The sequence below is a fragment of the Amycolatopsis albidoflavus genome (genome assembly GCF_039525725.1).
Taxonomy (GTDB): Bacteria; Actinomycetota; Actinomycetes; order Mycobacteriales; family Pseudonocardiaceae; genus Amycolatopsis; species Amycolatopsis albidoflava.
Map to the genome: position 1 here is coordinate 170163 of NZ_BAAAHV010000015.1, position 14397 is coordinate 184559.

Sequence of the window (14397 nt, forward strand, 5' to 3'; positions counted from 1 at the left end):
CGAGACACAGCACCCTTCAAATGTTAGCGCTAACAGTACCGCGCAACTGACCCGTCGCGCGGCGCGGAACCCGGAAGGAAATTCCTCCAGTGCCAGCAGATTCCCTCGTCGTCGGCATCGACTTCGGCACGCTTTCCGGACGCGCGGTCGTGGTCCGGGTGCGCGACGGCGCCGAACTGGGAAGCGCCGTGACCGAATACCGGCACGGGGTCGTCGACGACCGGCTTCCCGCCACCGCCGAGGAGCTGCCGCCCGGCTGGGCGCTGCAGGTGCCGTCCGACTACGTCGACGTCCTGCGCACCGCCGTGCCCGCCGCGCTCGCCGAAGCGGGCGCCGACCCACGGGACGTCATCGGGCTCGGCACAGATTTCACGGCCTGCACGATGATCCCGACCACCGAGGACGGCACTCCGCTGTCCGAACTTCCGGAGTTCACGGGAAACCCGCACGCGTACGTAAAGCTGTGGCGCCACCACGCCGCACAGCCGCAGGCCGATCGCATCAACGCGACAGCCCGCGAGCGCGCCGAGCCGTGGCTGCCGCGCTACGGCGGGCTGATCTCGTCCGAGTGGGAGTTCGCCAAAGCGCTGCAGGTGTTCGAGGAAGCCCCCGAGGTTTACCTGGCCATGCGGCATTGGGTCGAGGCGGCGGACTGGATCGTCTGGCAGCTGACCGGGACCTACGTCCGCAATGCCTGCACGGCCGGTTACAAGGGGATCTACCAGGACGGCCGCTACCCAGACCGGGAATTCCTCCGCCGGCTCAACCCCGGATTCGAGTCCTTTGTGGACGAGAAGCTCGATCATCCGATCGGACAGCTGGGCTCCCTCGCCGGAAAGCTCAGCGCTCAGGCGGCGGCCTGGACCGGGCTGCCCGCCGGGATCGCGGTCGCCGTCGGCAACGTCGACGCGCACGTCACCGCCCCGGCCGCGCAGGCGGTCGAGCCGGGCCAGATGGTCGCGATCATGGGCACGTCGACCTGTCACGTGATGATCGGCGCGGACCTGCGCGAGGTCCCGGGCATGTGCGGAGTCGTCGACGGCGGCATCGTCCCCGGCCTGTGGGGCTACGAAGCGGGCCAAAGCGGCGTGGGCGACATCTTCGGCTGGTTCGTCGAACATTGCGTGCCAGCGTCCTATTCGGACACTGCGAGCGCGGAAGGCCTCCACAAATTCCTGTCCCGCCTCGCGGCGCAGCAGGAGATCGGCGAGCACGGCCTCATCGCACTCGACTGGCACAGCGGGAACCGATCGGTCCTGGTCGACCACGAGCTGTCCGGCGTGCTCGTCGGGCAGACCTTGAGCACCCGGCCCGAACACGTCTACCGCGCGCTCCTGGAGGCCACCGCGTTCGGCACCCGCAAGATCATCGAGACGTTCGAGACCGCCGGAGTTCCGGTCACCGAGCTGATCATCGCGGGCGGCCTGACCAAAAACCCGCTGCTGATGCAGATCTACGCCGACGTCACCGGCCTCCCGCTCTCGCTGATCGGCTCGGCGCAAGGACCCGCGCTCGGCTCGGCGATCCACGCCGCGGTCGCTGCCGGCGCCTATCCCGACGTACGCACGGCCGCGGCGGCGATGGGTTCGGTCCAGCGGATGGCGTACCAGCCGGTGCTGGCGAACGTGTCCGCCTACGACGAGCTCTACGCGGAATACACCGCGCTGCACGACTACTTCGGCCGCGGCGGCAACGACGTCATGCACCGTCTCGCCGCGCGCCGCCGCGAGCTAGCCACTGTCGCGAAAGGACAGAACTGATGACGCTGACCGCACAAGCGCGCGGGACGATCGCGGAGCTGAGGGAATCCGTCGCGCGGTTGCACAGCGAGCTGACACGCAACGAGCTGGTGGTCTGGACCGCGGGCAACGTCTCGGCGCGAGTGCCCGGCGAGGACCTGATGGTGATCAAGCCGTCCGGCGTGTCCTACGACGATCTGACCGCCGACACGATGGTCGTCACCGATCTGCACGGCAACCTCGTGCACGGCGAACTCGCGCCGTCGTCGGACACCGCCGCGCACGCCTACGTCTACCGGCACCTTCCGGAGATCGGCGGCGTCGTGCACACGCATTCGACTTACGCCACCGCCTGGGCCGCGCGCGGCGAGCCGATTCCGTGCGTGCTCACGATGATCGCCGACGAGTTCGGCGGCGAGATCCCGGTCGGCCCGTTCGCCTTGATCGGCGACGACTCGATCGGCCGCGGCCTGGTGGAAACCCTTCGTGCGACCCGCTCCCCCGCCGTGTTGATGCGCAACCACGGCCCGTTCACCGTCGGCGCCACCGCCCGCGACGCGGTGAAGGCCGCGGTGATGGTTGAGGACGTGGCCCGCACCGTCCACATCGCACACCAGCTCGGCACGCCCGCCCCGCTGTCGGGAACCGACGTCGACCGCCTGCACGCGCGCTACCAGAACGTCTACGGGCAGCGCTGAAACCCTGATCCAGCAAGGAGAAAAGATGACCTCCGCGACCAAGCCGCAGGTGTGGTTCCTCACCGGCAGCCAGGCGCTCTACGGCGAGGAGACCCTCGACCAGGTCGCCGGGCAGTCGCTGCGGATCCGGCAGCTGCTGGCCGATTCCGGCGGCCTGCCGTGCGAACTGATCGGAAAGCCGGTGCTGACCGAGTCCGCCGGGATCCGGCAGGTGCTTCAGGAGGCCAACGCCGACCCCGCCTGCGTCGGCGTGATGGCGTGGATGCACACGTTCAGCCCGGCGAAAATGTGGATCAGCGGCCTGGACGCACTGCGCAAACCGTTGCTGCACTTGCACACCCAGCTCGACGCGGCGCTGCCGTGGGCCAGTCTCGACATGGACTACATGAACCTCAACCAGGCCGCGCACGGCGACCGGGAATTCGGGTTCGTCCAGACCCGGCTCGGGATACCGCGCAAAACCGTCGCCGGGCACGCGGCCGACCCGGCGGTGGTCGCCCGCATCGACGCCTGGGCGCGGGCGGCGATCGGTGCGGCACATCTGCGGAATCTGAAACTGGCCCGGTTCGGCGACAACATGCGCGACGTCGCGGTCACCGAAGGCGACAAGGTCGAAGCTGAGCTGCGCTTCGGCGTCTCGGTCAACACCTACGGTGTCACCGAACTCGCCGAACGAGTCGACGCCGCGTCCACTGTGGACATCGAGGACCTAGTCTCGCGATACACCGACGAGTACCGCCTCGCGCCCAAACTGGCCCGTGGCGGTGAAAGGCACGATTCCCTCCGGTACGCGGCACAGATCGAGATCGGCCTGCGCTCGTTCCTCACCGACGGCGGATTCGGTGCGTTCACCACGAACTTCGAGGATCTCGGCGGGCTCCGCCAACTGCCAGGACTGGCCGTGCAACGGCTGATGGCCGACGGCTACGGCTTCGGCGGCGAAGGCGATTGGAAGACGTCCGCACTGCTGGCCGCGGTGAAAGCGATGGGCCACGGTTCGGCTCGCGGAACGTCCTTTATGGAGGACTACACCTACCATTTCGGACCCGGCGAACCCAAGATCCTGGGTGCGCACATGCTCGAAGTGTGCCCCAGCATCGCCGCGGACACGCCGTCGTGCGAGATCCACCCGCTCGGCATCGGCGGCCGCGAGGACCCCGTGCGGCTCGTCTTCAACGCCGCGCCCGGCCGAGGCGCGGTGCTGGGCCTGACCGATCTCGGCGACCGGTTCCGCTTGGTAGCCAACGAGATCGAGGTCGTTCCGCCCGACGCGCCGCTGCCCAACCTGCCGGTGGCGCGTGCCGTGTGGAAGCCCGCGCCGTCGCTCACCACGTCCGCCGAATCGTGGATCACCGCGGGCGGCCCGCACCACACGGTGCTCACCCAGGCGGTCGGCACCGAGACCCTGCGGGATTTCGCCCGCATGCTCGACGTCGAACTGCTGGTCATCGACGAGCACACCACCACTTCCGATTTCGCCGACCGCATCCGCTGGAACCAGGCCTACCACCGGCTCGCCCAGGGCTTCTGAAAGAAGGAGAACGAACAATGAAGTTCACTCGAGGAATCCGCGCCGCCGCCGCGGCAGCCGGGGCCGCCGTGCTCGCACTCGGCGTCGCCGCCTGCGGGTCCAGCGCGAAAACCGCCGACCAGCAGGCAGGCGGGTCCGAGGGCGCGCTGGTCGGCGTGACGATGCCGACCAAATCGTCCGAACGCTGGATCCACGACGGCGACAACATCAAGGCCGCGCTGGAAAAGCTCGGCTACAAGGTCGACCTGCAGTACGCCGAGAACGACATCCCCACCCAGGTCAACCAGATCGAGAACCAGCTGACCAAGGGCGCGAAGCTGCTGGTCGTCGCCTCGATCGACGGCACCGCGCTGACCACCCAGCTGCAAGAGGCCGCCGATCGCAAGGTCCCGGTGATCGCCTACGACCGGCTCATCCGCAACTCGCCCGCCGTCGACTATTACGCCACCTTCGACAATTTCAAGGTCGGGGTCGAACAAGCCAACTCGCTGGTCAAGGGCCTCGGCGACGGACCCGGCCCGTTCAACATCGAACTGTTCGGCGGATCGCCCGACGACAACAACGCGACGTTCTTCTTCAACGGAGCCATGTCCGTGCTCAAACCGTTGATCGACAGCAAGAAACTGGTCGTGAAGAGCGGCCAGACCGCCTTCGCCACCACCGCGATCCTGCGCTGGGACCCGGCCACCGCGCAGCGGCGCATGGAAGACCTCCTCACCAAGACCTACACCGGCGGCGCGAAGGTGCAAGGCGTGCTTTCCCCGTACGACGGCCTGTCGATCGGCATCCTGTCCGCGCTCAAGAGCAACGGCTACGGTTCGGCCGGACAGCCCTACCCGGTGGTCACCGGACAGGACGCCGAAGTCGCCTCGGTCAAGTCGATCATCTCCGGCGAGCAGTACTCCACCGTCTTCAAGGACACCCGCAAACTCGCCGACGTCACGGTGAAAATGGCCGACTCCGTCCTCAAGGGACAGAAGCCCGCGGTCAACAACACCACCGATTACGACAACGGCAAGAAGGTCGTCCCGGCCCAGCTGCTGCAGCCGGTCGTGGTGGACAAGTCCAACTACCAGAAGGAACTGCTCGACTCCGGCTACTACACGGCGGGCCAGCTGAAATGACCGAACTGCTCGGCATGCGCGGGATCACCAAGACCTTCCCCGGCGTCACCGCGCTGTCCGACGTCACGCTCTCGGTGCGGCGCGGGGAAATCCACGCCGTCTGCGGCGAGAACGGCGCCGGGAAATCCACCTTGATGAAGATCCTGTCCGGCGTTTACCCGCACGGGAGCTACGAAGGCGAGATCGCTTTCGACGGCGAGGACTGCGCGTTCGGGTCCATCCGCGACAGCGAACGTCGCGGCATCGTGATCATCCACCAGGAACTCGCGCTGTGCCCGCAGCTTTCGGTCGCGGAGAACATTTTCCTCGGCAACGAGCGGGTCAAGCGCGGCTGGGTCGACTGGAACCGGACGAACCACGAGGCTGCCGAACTGCTGCGCCGGGTCGGGCTGCGCGAGAACGCCGTCACGCCGGTCAGCGAACTCGGCGTCGGCAAACAGCAACTCGTCGAAATCGCCAAAGCCCTGTCCAAGCGCGTCAAACTGCTCATCCTCGACGAGCCGACCGCCGCGCTCAACGACGACGATTCGGCGCACCTGCTCGCGTTGCTGCGCGAACTGCGCGACGACGGCGTGACCTGCGTGATCATCTCGCACAAACTCGGCGAGGTCACCGCGATCGCCGACACCGTCACGATCCTGCGCGACGGCAAGACGATCGAAACGCTCGACGCCGCCGGGCTGAGCGAGGAACGCATCATCACCGGCATGGTCGGGCGCGACCTCGAACACCGTTTCCCGCCAAGGGAACCGGACATCGGCGACGAGGTGCTGCGGATCGAGGACTGGACCGTGCACAGCCCGAGCCAGCCCGGCCGGGTCGTAGTGGACGAGGCGAATCTGACGCTGCGCCGCGGCGAGATCGTCGGACTGGCCGGGCTGATGGGCGCGGGCCGCACCGAACTCGCGATGAGCGTCTTCGGCCGCTCGTACGGCACGAATATCTCGGGCCGGCTGGTCAAGGACGGCAAGGAGATCACGCTGCGGTCCGTCCGAGACGCCATCCGCAACGGCATCGCCTACGCCACCGAGGACCGGAAACTGTACGGGCTCAACCTGATCGACGACATCCAGCGCAACACCACCGCGGCCGGGCTGCGCACCGTGGCCCGCCGCGGCTGGATCGACGAGCACGCCGAACACGACGTCGCCGCCCGGTTCCACCGGGACCTGCGGATCAAGGCGCCGTCGGTGCGCAGCGTCACCGGCAAGCTGTCCGGCGGGAACCAGCAGAAAGTCGTGCTGGCCAAGTGGATCTTCACCGATCCGGACGTGCTCATCCTCGACGAGCCGACCCGCGGCATCGACGTCGGCGCGAAGTACGAGATCTACACGATCGTCAACGAGATGGCCGCGCAAGGGAAAGCGGTCCTCGTCATCTCCTCCGAACTCCCCGAACTGCTCGGCCTCTGCGACCGCATCTACACCCTGTCCGCGGGCCGGATCACCGGCGAGGTCGCGCGCGCCGAGGCCACCCAGGAACTGCTCATGCGACACATGACGAAGGAACGGCCATGACCACCACGAACCCGGTGCGGCCCGCCGATCCGGCCGCCCCGCCCGCCGGGCGCAGCCCCCGGCGGATCTCGATCAACCTCCGGCAAAGCGGCATCTACGTCGCCTTCGCGCTGATCGTGGTCCTGTTCGAGGCGATCACCGGCGGCGCGCTGCTCGAACCGCAGAACATCTCGAACATCATCGTGCAGAACTCCTACGTGCTCATCCTCGCCGTCGGGATGATCCTGGTGATCATCTCCGGGCACATCGACCTGTCCGCGGGCTCGGTCGTGGCGATGACCGGCGCGGTCGCCGCGGTCCTCACGGTCAACCTCGGCCTGCCCTGGCCGCTGGCCGTCGTGATCACCCTCGTCGTCGGCGCGGTGATCGGCGCCTGGCAGGGATACTGGGTCGCGTACTTCGGCATCCCCGCCTTCATCGTGACCCTCGCCGGGATGCTCGCCTTCCGCGCGCTCACCCTCACCGTGCTCGGCAACCAGGGCATCGGCCCCTTCCCCGACGCCATCCGCACCCTGTCCAACGGCTTCACCGGCGGCTACCTGGGCAACATCGGCCTCGGCCCCCTCGGCGGCGCGGACCTGTTCAGCCTCCTCGCCGGCGTCGTCGTGATCGCCGGAATCGTGCTCACGCAATGGCGCAAACGCAGCGCGCGGCTCGGCTACGGCCAGGAAGTCGACCCGTTCCCGCTGTTCGTCCTCAAGATCGCCGTCGCCGCCGCGCTCGTGCTCGCGGTCGTCGTGCAGCTCGCCCGGTTCCGCAACCTGCCTTGGGTGCTGGTCCTGCTCGCCGTGCTGGTGCTCGGCTACTCCCTGGTCGCCGGGAAGTCCGTGTTCGGCAGGCACGTCTACGCCATCGGCGGGAACCTGCAGGCCGCGACGCTGTCCGGGGTCAAGGTCAAATCCGTGACGTTCTGGGTCTTCGTGAACATGGGCGTCCTGGCCGCACTGGCCGGCATCATCTTCGCCGGCCGCCTCAACCAGGCTGGGCCGACTGCGGGTGTGAACTTCGAGCTGGACGCCATCGCCGCCGCGTTCATCGGCGGAGCCGCGGTCCAGGGCGGTGTCGGCAAGGTTGTCGGGGCTATCACCGGCGGCCTGATCATGGCGGTGATCAACAACGGGATGTCCCTCGTTGGCGCGCCCAGCGAACGCGTCATGCTGGTCAAAGGTGCCGTGCTGCTCGCGGCGGTCGCTTATGACATCTGGACGAAGCGGCGCGCTGGGGCCGCCGCCCGCTGACCTTCGGTGGGCGGTGCTTCGGCGCCGCCCACCGGGGTTCCGCGAACGTCAGGAATTCCGCTTCCGCTGCGTAGGCTCAGCACTAGCCCACGACTCGCGCACATGCCCGATGTGCGTACGCATGAGCTTCTCGACCAGCCCAGCATTCCCACCGGAGATCGCGTCGAGGATCGCGTGGTGCTCGCGTGCGGACTCCTCCAATTCGCCGCGTTCGGACAATGCAGCGAGCCCGTAAAGCCGCGTATGCGCCCGCAGATCGGCGATCAGCGAAGTCGCCCGGCCATTCCCGGCGTAGTCCAGCAGCCTGAGGTGGAACGCCCGGTCCGCCTCGGTGTACGCGACCAGGTCGCCCGCGGCCGCTTCGTCCACAATGGCCTGGGCCATGGCTCGAAGTTCCGGCAGATCACCGTCCGGAATGTGCGCGACAGCGCGGGCCACCAGAGAAGGCTCGATCAACATGCGAAGCTCGGTGATCTGGTCCAGCTCGCTCTCGGCCATCTCCGTGACCCGGTAACCCTTGTTCGGGACCGTCTCGACCAGGCCTTCGCGAACCAGGTCGAGCATCGCTTCGCGCACGGGAGTGGCGGATACGCCGAACCGTTTGGCCAGCTCCGGCGCGGAGTAGACGTTGCCGGGTTCGAGCTCCCCGGCCACGACTGCGGCGCGAAGGGCGTGCGAGACCCGCTCCCGGAGTGTCGTCTTCTCGAACTCCTGGATGTTCGCGCTCATCCGTCACTCCTCTTCATCGGACGCTCATCCTAGTGAGCTTCGTCCGTCGCGAGCCGTTCCAAGGACACCGGCATCGCGATCGACCGTTTGGACATCGGCGCGAGATCGTTGACCGCCAAGCGTTTTCCCTTGCCCTGGGCGAGCTTGGCCGAGGCGAATCCGCATACGCGGCCCTGGCACCAGCCCATCCCGGGTCGTGCCAGGAGCTTCGCCGTCCGCGCGTCGACGGCGCCCAGAGACTGGCAGGCGTCGCGGATGTCCTGGACGGTCACCTCTTCGCAGCGGCACACCGTCGTGTCCGGTTCGAGCCAGTCCTGCCAATCCGGCGGCAGAGGATGCGCGCGATGCATGGCAGTCGCGAAAGCTCTCCCCCGCCGCACCTGGCGCTGGAGGCGTCCGGCGCGTCCGCGGTCCACAGAGCGGCCCTGGTCCCTAGCCGCGGCCAAGCCCGCGAGTTCGCCTTCAGCAAGTGCGAGCAGCGCCCCGCCGACTCCGGTGGCCTCGCCCGCGACATAGACACCGGCGACATCGGTGCGTTGCCAGGAGTCGACCACGGCGACCAGCGATTCGTCGAGGTCGACGCGAGTAGCGGCACCCGCCGCGAGGATCAGTTCGAGCGACGGCGTGAATCCCCATCCCAGGGCGACCAGGTCGATTCCGTCGAGCGTCTCGGTTCCGGCGCGGTCGACCTTGCGAAGCCGCACGGCGTCGACCTTGTCGCCGCCTTCGATGGAAGCCACGATCGTGCGGGTCCGGAAGGGAATGCGGTGCCGCGCGAACGCGGCGGCGTACGACACGGCTTCGCCCATTTTGGCCGGAACAGCCATCGCGCCGAGCGGTGTCCGCAGCCAGCCCGCGAGGCTGTTCGCGTCGCAGACAGCGACGACCTCCGCGCCCGCTTCCGCGAGTTGCCGCGCCACCGGAAGCAAGAAGGGCCAGGTGCCCGCGACGACGGCTCGCCTGCCGGGGAGGACGCCATGGGCCTTCACCAGGGCTTGGACTCCGCCCGCCGCCATCACCCCGGGGAGATCCCACCCCGGGATCGGCAGCTGGCGGTCGTAGGCGCCCGGGCAGAGGATCAGGGAACGTGCGCGGAGGACGGGCGGGGCCGCGGTGCGCACGCTTTCGTGGACCGGTGCCAGGTGAAGGCTGTGCTCTCCGCCCGGTTCGAGAAGCCAGACCTGGTGTTCCGGGTAATGGTCGACGTCGATCAGGCGTCGGCGCAGCGACTCAAGTGTCGTGCCCTGCTGCGCGGCCGCTTGATCGCTCGGCCGGCGCCAGTACTGGCCGCCGATCTGGGACGAGGCGTCGACGAGTGCCACGCGCAGGCCGTTCCCGGACGCTGCCGCCGCGGCCGCGAGACCGCTGGGACCGCCGCCGACTACGATCACGTCGTACCTACTCATCGGAGTCGCTCCGAACGACCATTCCGTCCCGGACGGGAACCAAGCAGGCCCGCTGGTCAGCCACGTCGTCCACGGTGATCAGGCAGTCGAAGCAGACACCGATCCCGCAGAACAGGCCCCGGGGCCGACCGCCGCGGCGAGTCGTGCGCCACGAGCGCACCCCGGCATCGGTGAGCGCAGCTCCGACGCTCTGGCCGGGCGACGCGGTGAGCGGCTGGCCGTCGAAGGTCAGCGTCACGATTGTGGTCACGAGGCCTCCATCATGGCGAACCGTTCGGGTGCGAAGGGCGAGATGTCGAGGTCGGTCGCCTCGCCGAGAAGCGCTTGGACGAGAATCTTCGCTGTCCCGGCGGAAAGACCGATGCCCGCGCCTTCATGGCCCGCCGCGTGCCACAGGCCGGGTGCCCGGGGGTCCGGTCCGATGACCGGGAGGTGATCGGGACAGTACGGACGGAACCCCAGGTAGCTGCGCATCACCTTGGCCCGGCTCAGCGACGGATAGAGCACGAGCGCCTTCGCGGCGATCTCCCGGAGTGCCCGCGGCGACACGGAACGGTCGAAGCCCACCCGCTCGCGCGAGGAGCCGATGAGGATCGTCCCCGCCTGAGTTCCCTCGACGACCGTTGACGTTTGGAGCCCTTCGCCGGAGCTTTGGGTGCTGGCGACGTATTCCCCGGCGTACACCTTGTGGAACACGGTCGGCGGCAGCGGTTGCGTCACGAGAATGAAGCCCCGGCGCGGCAGAATGGGGACCTCCACGCCGGCGAGCGCGGCAACCTCCCCCGCCCAGGTTCCCGCGGCGTTCACGACGCATCCGCCGTACCGGTCTCCGCGATCGGTTCGGACGCCGAGGATCCGGTCGCCGTCCCGGAGAAACCCGACGACGCGGGTGCCGGTGCGGACCTCGGCGCCGCGTTCGCGCGCCATCCGGAGCAGGTGAGCCGCTACCAGCATGGGTTGCACCTGGCAGTCCTGGGGATAGAACGCGGCTCCGGAAAGCTCACGGGTCAGATGCGGCTCGTAGTCGGGAATCGCTTCCGGGGCAAGGTCAAGCACCTCGACACCCGCGATACGTTGCCGCTCGGCCAGTTGGGCCAGCCCAGCAGCGGAGTCCACTGTGGACGAAACGACCAGGCCGCCTTTCTGCTCGAACTCCCAGAGCGAGCCGTGCTCGCCAAGCTCCTCACGCCAGGCCGCCAGCGACAACAACGCTAGATCGAGTTCAGGTCCGGCTTCTTTGTCCGAGACCAGCAGATTCCCTTCGCAGCTGCTGGTCGTGCCGCTGGCCACCTGCCCTTGTTCGACGACTTCGACGGAAAGGCCCGCACGGGTCGCGAACCAAGCCGTGGCGGCGCCGAGCGCGCCGGCGCCGATGATCAGGACGTCCGGCGTGGTCACAGCTCGAACCCGGCGGGGAACGGATCTGTCGGGTCGAGCATGTACTGCGCGGTGCCGGTGATCCAGGCGCGCCCGGTGATGGTCGGCACTACCGCCGGTATTCCCCCGACTTTCGTTTCCTCGACCAGTCTCCCGGTGAAAGTGGTGCCGATAAAGGACTCGTTGACGAAATCGGTGTCCAGGGCCAGTTCGCCGCGTGCGTGCAGCTGAGCCATCCGGGCGCTCGTCCCGGTGCCGCAGGGCGAACGGTCGAACCATCCGGGGTGAATAGCCATGGCGTGCCGCGAATGTTTCGCGTCGGAGCCGGGCGCTTTGAGGTAGACGTGGTGGCAGCCGGAGATGTCCGGGCGTTCGGGATGCCGGGGCATCGCGTGTTCGTTGATCGCGTCCATGATCTTCAGACCGGCGTCGAGCAGCTCGTTCTTGGCCTTCCGGTCGAAGGGCAGGCCCAAGTCGCCGAGGTCGACGATCGCGTAGAAGTTCCCGCCGAACGCGAGGTCGTAGCGCACGTCCCCGAAGCCGGGAACCTCGACGCTCGCGTCCAGCGCCAGCGAAAAGGAAGGCACGTTGCGGATCGTCACCGACGCGGCTTTCCCGTCCGTGACCGCGACCTCGGCGACCACCAGACCGGCAGGCGTTTCCAGCCGAACCGTCGTCACCGGCTCGACGACGGGAACCATCCCGGTTTCCACCAGGACCGTCGCGGTCCCGATCGTGCCGTGCCCGCACATCGGAAGCAGGCCCGAGACCTCGATGAAAAGCACGCCGTAATCGGCGTCCGGTCGCGTCGGCGGCTGCAGGATGCTGCCGCTCATCGCGGAATGCCCGCGCGGCTCGCACATGAGGAAGGTCCGCAGGTCGTCGGCGTTCTCCTGGAACCACACCCGGCGTTCGGCCATGCTCGCGCCGGGAAACACGCCGACTCCGCCGGTCACCACGCGGGTCGGCATGCCTTCGGTGTGGGAATCGACCGCGTGGATGATTCGAGTCGTCCTCATCGGTTCTCGCTTCCTGGGCGAAGTTCTTGCGGCAGCGGATCAGCGATAGCCCTTTTCGAGAGCAGCCTTGGTATCGGCCTTCACCCGGCCCGCGGCGGCGCCGGTCAGAGCGCGGCGAGGCGGACGGCACGCGCCGCCCTTGCGCCCGGCGAGGTCCATCGAAACCTTGATCGCCTGCACGAACTCGGTCTTGGAATCCCAGCGCAGCAACGAATGCAGGTCCCGGTACAACGGGATCGCCGAGGCGATGTCCTGGGCCTGACCCGACGTCGCCAGGTCGTAGAGCTTCTTCGACGCGACCGGCAGCGCGTTCGGATATCCGGCGATCCAGCCGACCGCCCCCGCGATGCCGAGTTCGAGCACCACGTCGTCGCTGCCGATCAGCACGTCGAGCCCAGGCGCGATTTCGGCGATCTCGTACGCGCGCCGGACATCGCCGGTGAACTCCTTGACCGCCACGATGAGGTCTTCCTCGAAAAGCCGCGCGAGCAGTTCAGGAGTCAAGTCGACCTTGGTGTCATACGGATTGTTGTACGCGACGATCGGAAGGCCCACCACGGCCGCGGCGCGATAATGCTCAACGACAGCGTCGGCGTCGGCCCGGTACGCGTTGGGCGGGAGCAACAGCACCGAGTGCGCGCCGGCCTGAGCCGCCTGCTCGATCCATCGGCAGGTCTCTCCCGAGCCGTACGCGGCGGCACCGGGCATGACCCCGAAACCGTCCGGCGCGGCCTCGACCGCGACTTCGACGACGCGCGCCCGCTCCTCGTCCGTGAGGGTCTGGTACTCCCCCAGCGAACCGTTGGGAGTCACGCCGTCCATGCCGTTTTCGGCAAGCCACCGGACGTGCTCGGCGAAACCGTCGTAGTCCACCGAAAGGTCGTCGTCGAACGGCAGGGCGGTCGCGACATGGATGCCGCGCCAAGGTCGGTCCACCGGGCTCATCGGGTCTCCCTGGTTCCGGCAATGTGTCATGTGACATTGCACTGAGACTCTGGCACGACACTTCTCTCTTTCGCAACCGCTCGACTTTTCGCGCTCGCTTCCTATGACCTGGGTCACTCCACCCGCATGCAACCTCCCAGCCGCCACGAGGCCTGTACCCCGTTGTGGAGCAAGACGCGGGCGGTGCGTGGTGGGAGGACGAGTTCGTCGCGTACGTCATGGCGTCCTCGAGTTCCGTGCGCGCCACCGCGTTCGTCCTGTGCGGAGACTGGCACCGGGCCGACGACCTGCTGCAGGTCACCTTCCTCAAGCTCTACCGCGTGTGGCCGAGGCTGGTCCGGCGGGGCGAGCTGGACGCCTACGTGCGGCGGATGGTCGTGCGCGCGTTCCTGAACGAAAACCGGCGGAAGTGGCGTTCGCGCGAGCACCTTTCCGCGGAGCTGCCGGACGTCAGCACGGCACCGGAACCCGACCATGCCCAGCGGCTTTCCGTGCGCGCGGCGCTCGACGGCGTCCCGCCGAAACAACGCGCGGTTCTCGTGCTGCGCTTCTGGGACGACCTCAGCGTCGACGAAACCGCGGCCGCTCTCGGCTGCTCGGCGGGCACCGTCAAAAGCCAGTCCGCGCGCGGGCTGGCGACCCTGCGCAAACTCCTCGATCCCAGTCAGCTCGGACACCTGGCGTTCCAGCAGAGGCAGGCATGAACGACGAAGAAGCACGCGCGGTGATCCTGCTCGCCGGGCCGGCGGACGTGCCGCCGCCGGGCGTGGATCCCGAGCGGCTGCTGTCGGAAGGCCGCAAGCGACGCCAGCGGCGGAACCTCGTCGTGGTCGGCGGGAGCGCCCTGACGACGGCACTGCTCGTAGTCCTGGTGACAGTGACCGCAGGCCAAACGGGTCCGGCCACCGCGCCGCAGACCGTCCAGCCCGCCGTCGCGCCGACCACCGGAACCCAGCCCGCCCCGACCCTCGACCCGACACCCGGCAGCAGCTCCCCCGGCCTGTCCTCCACCGGAACCGCCCCGAACCGCACGACGACCACTGGCAGCCACCCCACCAGCCACCGCTGACCGGT

Annotated in this window: 14 protein-coding genes; 8 read left to right on the top strand and 6 right to left on the bottom strand. The window is 68.2% G+C overall.

Annotation, left to right across the window (positions count from 1 at the left end; all coding sequences use genetic code 11):
• Window positions 1–89 precede the first annotated feature (89 nt).
• From araB to mmsB, 6 genes are read left to right on the top strand one after another with little or no spacing between them, the layout of a single operon-like run.
• Window positions 90–1760, top strand: a complete 1671-nt coding sequence (araB, locus tag ABD156_RS25475) for a ribulokinase (protein ID WP_344278620.1) — start codon at window positions 90–92, stop codon at window positions 1758–1760.
• On the top strand, window positions 1760–2437 hold the full coding sequence (locus ABD156_RS25480) for an L-ribulose-5-phosphate 4-epimerase (RefSeq protein ID WP_344278623.1): 678 nt from the start codon (window positions 1760–1762) through the stop codon (window positions 2435–2437). Before araB ends, ABD156_RS25480 begins: the two co-directional genes overlap by 1 nt.
• A gap of 25 nt (window positions 2438–2462) precedes the next feature.
• Entirely contained in the window at window positions 2463–3968 is a 1506-nt protein-coding gene (araA, locus tag ABD156_RS25485) for an L-arabinose isomerase (protein ID WP_344278626.1), read from the top strand.
• Window positions 3969–3985: 17 nt separating this feature from the next.
• Entirely contained in the window at window positions 3986–5092 is a 1107-nt protein-coding gene (gene chvE, locus ABD156_RS25490; protein ID WP_344278629.1) for a multiple monosaccharide ABC transporter substrate-binding protein, read from the top strand.
• Window positions 5089–6609 carry a multiple monosaccharide ABC transporter ATP-binding protein gene (gene mmsA / locus ABD156_RS25495; protein WP_344278632.1) on the top strand — a complete coding sequence of 507 codons (1521 nt, stop codon included), beginning with the start codon at window positions 5089–5091 and terminating at the stop codon, window positions 6607–6609. Before chvE ends, mmsA begins: the two co-directional genes overlap by 4 nt.
• Complete coding sequence (gene mmsB / locus ABD156_RS25500) at window positions 6606–7847, top strand: multiple monosaccharide ABC transporter permease (RefSeq protein WP_344278635.1); 1242 nt, start codon at window positions 6606–6608, stop codon at window positions 7845–7847. Before mmsA ends, mmsB begins: the two co-directional genes overlap by 4 nt.
• Window positions 7848–7895: 48 nt before the next feature.
• Here the strand turns inward: mmsB and ABD156_RS25505 are convergent, their stop codons facing one another.
• Genes ABD156_RS25505 through ABD156_RS25530 form a run of 6 tightly spaced genes read right to left on the bottom strand, consistent with a single transcriptional unit; the run spans window position 7896 to window position 13323 of the window.
• The gene (locus tag ABD156_RS25505; protein WP_344278638.1) at window positions 7896–8576 is read right to left on the bottom strand and encodes a GntR family transcriptional regulator; all 681 of its coding nucleotides are present in this window, start codon (window positions 8574–8576) and stop codon (window positions 7896–7898) included.
• Between the two features lie 29 nt (window positions 8577–8605).
• Window positions 8606–9982, bottom strand: a complete 1377-nt coding sequence (locus ABD156_RS25510; protein WP_344278641.1) for an FAD-dependent oxidoreductase — start codon at window positions 9980–9982, stop codon at window positions 8606–8608.
• Window positions 9975–10232, bottom strand: a complete 258-nt coding sequence (locus tag ABD156_RS25515; RefSeq protein ID WP_344278644.1) for a (2Fe-2S)-binding protein — start codon at window positions 10230–10232, stop codon at window positions 9975–9977. The genes ABD156_RS25510 and ABD156_RS25515 overlap by 8 nt, the downstream gene beginning before the upstream one ends.
• Window positions 10229–11380: an NAD(P)/FAD-dependent oxidoreductase gene (locus ABD156_RS25520; protein ID WP_344278647.1), complete on the bottom strand. Its 1152-nt coding sequence runs from the start codon at window positions 11378–11380 to the stop codon at window positions 10229–10231. Before ABD156_RS25520 ends, ABD156_RS25515 begins: the two co-directional genes overlap by 4 nt.
• Window positions 11377–12378 carry a proline racemase family protein gene (locus ABD156_RS25525; protein ID WP_344278650.1) on the bottom strand — a complete coding sequence of 334 codons (1002 nt, stop codon included), beginning with the start codon at window positions 12376–12378 and terminating at the stop codon, window positions 11377–11379. The genes ABD156_RS25520 and ABD156_RS25525 overlap by 4 nt, the downstream gene beginning before the upstream one ends.
• A 39-nt stretch (window positions 12379–12417) precedes the next feature.
• On the bottom strand, window positions 12418–13323 hold the full coding sequence (locus tag ABD156_RS25530; protein WP_344278653.1) for a dihydrodipicolinate synthase family protein: 906 nt from the start codon (window positions 13321–13323) through the stop codon (window positions 12418–12420).
• 164 nt (window positions 13324–13487) lie between these two features.
• On the opposite strand from ABD156_RS25530, the gene ABD156_RS25535 reads away from it, so the two are divergent.
• A complete protein-coding gene (locus ABD156_RS25535) occupies window positions 13488–14027 on the top strand; it encodes a SigE family RNA polymerase sigma factor (protein WP_344278655.1) in 540 nt (179 codons plus the stop codon).
• Window positions 14024–14392, top strand: a complete 369-nt coding sequence (locus ABD156_RS25540; RefSeq protein WP_344278657.1) for a hypothetical protein — start codon at window positions 14024–14026, stop codon at window positions 14390–14392. The genes ABD156_RS25535 and ABD156_RS25540 overlap by 4 nt, the downstream gene beginning before the upstream one ends.
• Window positions 14393–14397: the final 5 nt, after the last annotated feature.

Excerpts from the sequence above, each read along its gene's own strand:
- ABD156_RS25480 (WP_344278623.1), top strand. The coding sequence starts at position 1,760 with ATGACGCTGACCGCACAAGCGCGCGGGACGATCGCGGAGCTGAGGGAA.
- araA (WP_344278626.1), top strand. The coding sequence starts at position 2,463 with ATGACCTCCGCGACCAAGCCGCAGGTGTGGTTCCTCACCGGCAGCCAG.
- chvE (WP_344278629.1), top strand. The coding sequence starts at position 3,986 with ATGAAGTTCACTCGAGGAATCCGCGCCGCCGCCGCGGCAGCCGGGGCC.
- mmsA (WP_344278632.1), top strand. The coding sequence starts at position 5,089 with ATGACCGAACTGCTCGGCATGCGCGGGATCACCAAGACCTTCCCCGGC.
- mmsB (WP_344278635.1), top strand. The coding sequence starts at position 6,606 with ATGACCACCACGAACCCGGTGCGGCCCGCCGATCCGGCCGCCCCGCCC.
- ABD156_RS25505 (WP_344278638.1), bottom strand. The coding sequence starts at position 8,576 with ATGAGCGCGAACATCCAGGAGTTCGAGAAGACGACACTCCGGGAGCGG.
- ABD156_RS25510 (WP_344278641.1), bottom strand. The coding sequence starts at position 9,982 with ATGAGTAGGTACGACGTGATCGTAGTCGGCGGCGGTCCCAGCGGTCTC.
- ABD156_RS25525 (WP_344278650.1), bottom strand. The coding sequence starts at position 12,378 with ATGAGGACGACTCGAATCATCCACGCGGTCGATTCCCACACCGAAGGC.
- ABD156_RS25530 (WP_344278653.1), bottom strand. The coding sequence starts at position 13,323 with ATGAGCCCGGTGGACCGACCTTGGCGCGGCATCCATGTCGCGACCGCC.
- ABD156_RS25540 (WP_344278657.1), top strand. The coding sequence starts at position 14,024 with ATGAACGACGAAGAAGCACGCGCGGTGATCCTGCTCGCCGGGCCGGCG.